General features: G+C 69.6%; 5 protein-coding genes and 1 pseudogene. 3 read left to right on the plus strand and 3 right to left on the minus strand.

Annotation, left to right across the window (positions count from 1 at the left end; translation table 11 throughout):
- Nucleotides 1-393: pseudogene (locus WBA11_RS17170) on the plus strand (hypothetical protein); the annotation flags it as partial.
- A gap of 123 nt (nucleotides 394-516) precedes the next feature.
- Here WBA11_RS17170 and WBA11_RS17175 read toward each other — a convergent pair.
- Nucleotides 517-804: a hypothetical protein gene (locus WBA11_RS17175; RefSeq protein WP_424521866.1), complete on the minus strand. Its 288-nt coding sequence runs from the start codon at nucleotides 802-804 to the stop codon at nucleotides 517-519.
- 225 nt (nucleotides 805-1,029) lie between these two features.
- Between WBA11_RS17175 and WBA11_RS17180 the strand changes: the two genes are divergently transcribed.
- Nucleotides 1,030-1,440, plus strand: a complete 411-nt coding sequence (locus WBA11_RS17180) for an immunoglobulin-like domain-containing protein (RefSeq protein WP_424521867.1) — start codon at nucleotides 1,030-1,032, stop codon at nucleotides 1,438-1,440.
- Nucleotides 1,441-1,531: 91 nt separating this feature from the next.
- The gene (locus WBA11_RS17185) at nucleotides 1,532-1,846 is read left to right on the plus strand and encodes a hypothetical protein (RefSeq protein ID WP_424521868.1); all 315 of its coding nucleotides are present in this window, start codon (nucleotides 1,532-1,534) and stop codon (nucleotides 1,844-1,846) included.
- A gap of 120 nt (nucleotides 1,847-1,966) precedes the next feature.
- Here the strand turns inward: WBA11_RS17185 and WBA11_RS17190 are convergent, their stop codons facing one another.
- Nucleotides 1,967-4,015: an ABC-F family ATP-binding cassette domain-containing protein gene (locus WBA11_RS17190; protein ID WP_424521869.1), complete on the minus strand. Its 2,049-nt coding sequence runs from the start codon at nucleotides 4,013-4,015 to the stop codon at nucleotides 1,967-1,969.
- A gap of 90 nt (nucleotides 4,016-4,105) precedes the next feature.
- A partial coding sequence (locus WBA11_RS17195; protein ID WP_424521870.1) for an SGNH/GDSL hydrolase family protein occupies nucleotides 4,106-4,949 on the minus strand: 844 nt, incomplete at its 5' end.

Below are 4,949 nucleotides of genomic sequence, written 5' to 3' on the forward strand. Positions count from 1 at the left end.
ACGTGGACGGTCTCGGAAACGCCCCTCGTCGCCGGTGAGGCCGCCGGCGGCGCCACGATCACGTTCCGCGACGACCGAAACGGCGTCGTGCTCGGCGGCGACCTGACGCAGCCGACCGAGTTTCTCATGTCCGTCGCGACGAGCTCGGACGGTGGTCGGACATGGCAGGCCGCCGGCACGCTCCCGTTCCCCGGTGCGGCCTACGGAGCCGCCTACGTCCCCGGTTCGGACGCGCTCGTCGCCGTCGGCCCCGGCGGTGCGGGCCTGTCCCGAGACGACGGGCAGACGTGGATCCTCTTGGACGAGCGCACCTTCTGGGGCGTCGCCGCCGCCGGCCCCGACGCCGTCTGGCTCGTCGGTCCCGATGGCCGGATTGTCCGCGTCCGCCTCTGACCCGCCCTCGAGGCCGACGAGCCACCTTCGAGCGCTGAACGCGAGGGAGCAGGGCGTGCGGGCACTCGTCAGCGCCGGGCTCGCCTGAGGAACGATCCCGAGCGTCCTCGAGGACGAGGACCGCTACGCGATTCGGCGGGGCTCAGCGGAGGGCGCGCGAGGGCCGGTCTTCTCGCCGAGGTAGACGGAGGCCTTTACCTGCTCGTCGGTCGGCTGCTTCCACGAGGCGCGGGTCAGGATGTGCATGGCTGCAGAGACCAGGACCCCCGGTGGCTCGGCCTCGCTGCTGAGCGCGCCGCTGGCGCGGTCGAACGCGGAGACGAGGAACGCCTCGGCGGAGGCTTCGAGTTGGCCGCCGTAGGTGTGGCGGAGGACGGGGTCGTGGGGGGACGACGGTGTGCGGGAAGGCATGGCCGCAGGGCGTTGTGAGCGAGAGACCGGCGTGGCCGGCGGCCGAACGTTAACACTTCCTTCGCATTCGCGTAGGGAAATCCCTGGTGCCCCTCGGCCAAACGGCCGGGTGCCGCGCGTCCTCGAGGTTGGACCGTTCGTCCTCGAGGTCGGACCGCTCGCGACGAGTCGCGCGCGGAGCCCAGCGGACTGCGGTACCGTCCGTTCCTTCTCCTGACGTCCTCGATGCGCACGCTCCCGCTCGTCCTGCTCCTCGGCCTCGCGGCCTGCGACGCTGTCGAGACGTTCCCGCCGGAGCCCGGCGTCGCCCTCGAGGGCGTGTCGCTCGCGACGGACCGCGACAGCTACAACAACCGGAGCACGGTCGGGCTCACGCTCCGAAATGGCGGAGAGGATCGAATAGAAACTGGTGGTTTAGGGTGCGCTCGCCTAGAGCGTCGGAACAGCTCGGGTTGGTCTCGCCGTGACTTCTTCCCCCGGGTCTGTCTTGATATCCTACTGAGCCTCAGCCCCGGGAATCAGTTCGAGGTCGACATCGAATTGGGCCTTGTCGGTGGGGTGCCGGGAGGAACGTACCGGTTCGTCCAAAGAACGAGCGTCGGCGACGTGGCCACTCCATCGTTCGAGGTCCGCTAGCCAGCCTCGAGGACGGACCGTTCGGCCTCGAGGACGGACCGTCCACCGTCTAGCGTGTGGGGCTAGCATGTGGGGCGAGTCGGCGCGGCAGGTGGCCTTTCCTGTCTACCACCCGGCCACCGTGCGCCTGCTTTTTCTCGCTCTCCTCTTCACGGTCGTCGCATGTGATACGCTCGTGGTCTGTCCCGAGGTCTCCGCGGACGGCGTTTCCCTTCGGACGGACAGCCTCGGTGACGGGGTCCTCGCGACGATTGGACTGGTCTTGCGCAATGAGAGCGCTGAGACCATCGAGACGGCCGGATGCGCCGGAGTCGAGCGCCGCGTCGAGGACGTGTGGACGCCCGATGCCCTCAGCGACCGGCCGTGCGACCTCGGCGCAGTTGTCCTCGAGGCCGGCGAGTCGTAGGTCGAGACCATCGACATCGACGACCTCCCGAACGGGACCTACTGGTTTACGCGCGACACCAACGTCGGAATGGCTACGTCGTCGTCGCTCCGCGTCGACCGCTAGCCGTCCTCGAGGGCGCTACGCGAGCGCCTCGACCTCCGCGGCGAGTTTCTCCCAGCGGCCCATCAACGCCTTGAGCTCTTTCTGGGCGGCGGACAGTTGCTCGGCGGTCTTCTGAAACGCCTTCGGATCCGCGTACAGGTTGGGGTCGGCCATCCGGGCCTCGAGGTCGGTCGTCTCGGCCTCCTTCTCCTCGACCGACTGCTCCAGCAACTCCAGGGCGCGGGCGGCCAGGTCCGGGCCCAGCTCTTTCGCGGGCGGCACCGTCCCGTCCTTCATCATCCGGTAGAGCGCGTTGCGGGCCTCGGCCTCTCGTCGCTTCTCCTCCTTCGACTTTTTGCCGCCGGCCTTTTTCGGAGCGGACTTCGAGGGCGACGCCGGGGCCTTCGCCGACCTCGAGGCCGCCCCGTCGCCGGACGGCGTGAGCTTCGAGGCCGTGCCGTGCTCGCGCTGCCACTGGGCCTCCGTGTATGAGCCCTGGTAGGTCTGGACGCGCCCGTCCTCGACGTACCACGTCGCCTGGGCGACCTCGTCGATGAACGCGCGGTCGTGGCTCACCAAGACGAACGTACCGGTGTACTGCCGAAGGGCCTCGGCCAGCACGTTCTTGGAGACGATGTCGAGGTGGTTCGTTGGCTCGTCGAGGACGAGGACGTTGGCGGGGGAGAGGAGCGTTCGTGCCAGGGCCAACCTCGATCGCTCGCCGCCGGACAACACCGACACGCTCTTGTCGGAGTCGTCGCCCGTGAACAGGAACGCGCCCAAGATGGATCGGAGCTCGGTCTCGCTGTGCCCCCGTGACTTCTCGCGCAGCGACTCGAGGACGGTGTGGCTCGGCTCGAGCGACTCGGCCTGGTGCTGGGCGAAGTGGGCGATCTCGGCCCGGCGGTCCTCCGCGCGGTCGCCCTCGAAGGGCTCGACACCCAAGAGCATCCGCGCCAGCGTCGACTTGCCCGCGCCGTTCTTGCCCACGAGCGCCACCTTGTCGCCGCGCTCGAGCGTGACCGGGTCGGCGCTGTCGAACACCTTGGTCACGCCGCCCTCGGGCGCGGGGTAGGTCTTGGAGAACTCGGACAGCTCGACGACCTGCCGGCCGGACGGCGGTGGATCGGGGAAGCGGAACTTCATCGAGGCCGCCTCGGGCGGCGGCGGCGGGATCCGCTCGAGCTTCTCGAGCATCTTGATCCGGCTCTGCGCCTGCTTCGCCTTGGTCGCCTTGGCCCGGAACCGGGCGATAAACCGCTCGGCCTCGGCGATCTCCTTTTGCTGGTTGTCGTAGCGCGACTGCCAATGGATCCGGCGCTCGACGCGGGCCTCGAGGTAGTTCGCGTAGTTGCCCGGGTACGAGTCGATCTGGCCGCGGATGAGGTCGGCCGTCGAGGTCGTCATCCGGTCGAGGAAGTACCGGTCGTGGCTCACCAGAACGACAGCGCCGGGGTAGCTGTTGAGGTACTGCTCGAGCCAGTCGATGGACTCGATGTCGAGGTGGTTCGTCGGCTCGTCGAGGAGGAGGACTTCGGGCTGGCCCAGGAGCAGGCGTGCCAGGGCGACGCGCATCCGCCATCCGCCGGAGAACGTGTGGAGCGGCCGGTTCATCTCCTCCTCGGTGAACCCCAACCCGGACAGGATGGACCCGGCGCGGGCCTCGGCCGTGTGCGACTCTCGGGTCACGAGTCGGTCCTGGACGCGAGAGAACTGCTCGACGAGGGAGAAGTAGTCGTCCGAGGCGTGGTCGGCGTGGTCCTCCATCGCCTTGGTGAGTCGCTCGGCCTCGGCCTCGAGGCGGATCACGTCGTCGAACGCGTGCAACGCTTCTTCGAGCGGCGAGATGTCGAGGTCTTCCTCTTGCGTGTCCTGCCGCAAGAACCCGACCGACGCGCCGCCCTCGTACACGACCTCGCCCTGATCCACCGACTGCTCGCCCGCGATCACGCGCAGGAGCGTCGACTTGCCGGCGCCGTTGGGACCGACCAAGCCCACGCGTTCGCCGGCCTTGACGGTCCAGCTCAGCCCGTCGAACAGGACGCGGCCGCCGAAGGCGAGGTGGAGATCACGGAGGACGAGCATGGGTCGAGGGCGCGGTCCTGAAAAGCTAGCCCGGCACCGGGGCCAGACGGGCGAAGAACGGGCGGATGGTCGGAGCGTCCCCGAGACACGTCACCCTCGAGGACGCCACCGCGCGATCGCGTCCGCCGCCACCCCGTGCCCTCGCTTCGACAGGTGGATCCCGTCCGACCATAGGTACAGACCGCCCGCGTCCCCGGCCTCGAGGAACGGCTCGTACAAATCGAGAACGAGAACGCCCAGCGCCCGCAAGCGAGGGGCGACCACCTCCTGCGGCAGCCGGTCGCCGCCGTCGCGGAGCTGCGGCTCGTACGGCACCACGACGACTTCGAGCGGGACGTCCGCGTCCTCGAGGACGGCGACGATCTCCTCGAGGTCGGTCCACGCGCTGTCCAGCCGGGCGTCTTGGTAGAGCGCGCGGTCGTACCGGTAGTACCGCAGCGGCCGGTCGAGCGCGGCGTCCTTCGCCAGCCGGTACAGGCGGCTGTTGACGTTGAGCCAGGCCACGGTTTTTCGTTTCGCGTCCTCGAGGGCGGAGACCTCGCCCGCAGCCGACGGCCTCGAGGGGTCGGCGTCGTTGAGGCACCAGACGAGCGTGACGCGGGCGGGGCGGGGGCCATCCTCGAGGGTGGCCTGGAGCCGTCGGCGGTAGTCGGCGGTGCCCCAGCCCAGGACCGACGGGTTGAGCACGAGCGCCGTGTCCTGCCGGGCCGCGATCCGCCCCGCGACCGTCGCGTCCTGCGCGACGCCGACGCCGAACGTGACCGAGTCGCCCAGCCACAGCCAGACGGCCTCATCCTCGAGGCCGGCGTTGCCGGCGTAGACGTGGAAGCCGCGGGCGTCGACGCGCACGGTCTCGCCGTTCGCCTCGCCCTCCGCTCCCGGTCGTAGTCCCGTCGTCCGCCCCCCGTCGTCGACGAACGCCGAGTCGAGGAAC

Source organism: Rubrivirga sp. (assembly GCF_049648075.1).
Taxonomy (GTDB): Bacteria; Bacteroidota; Rhodothermia; order Rhodothermales; family Rubricoccaceae; genus Rubrivirga.

Excerpts from the sequence above, each read along its gene's own strand:
- WBA11_RS17180 (WP_424521867.1), top strand. The coding sequence starts at position 1,030 with ATGCGCACGCTCCCGCTCGTCCTGCTCCTCGGCCTCGCGGCCTGCGAC.
- WBA11_RS17175 (WP_424521866.1), bottom strand. The coding sequence starts at position 804 with ATGCCTTCCCGCACACCGTCGTCCCCCCACGACCCCGTCCTCCGCCAC.
- WBA11_RS17190 (WP_424521869.1), bottom strand. The coding sequence starts at position 4,015 with ATGCTCGTCCTCCGTGATCTCCACCTCGCCTTCGGCGGCCGCGTCCTG.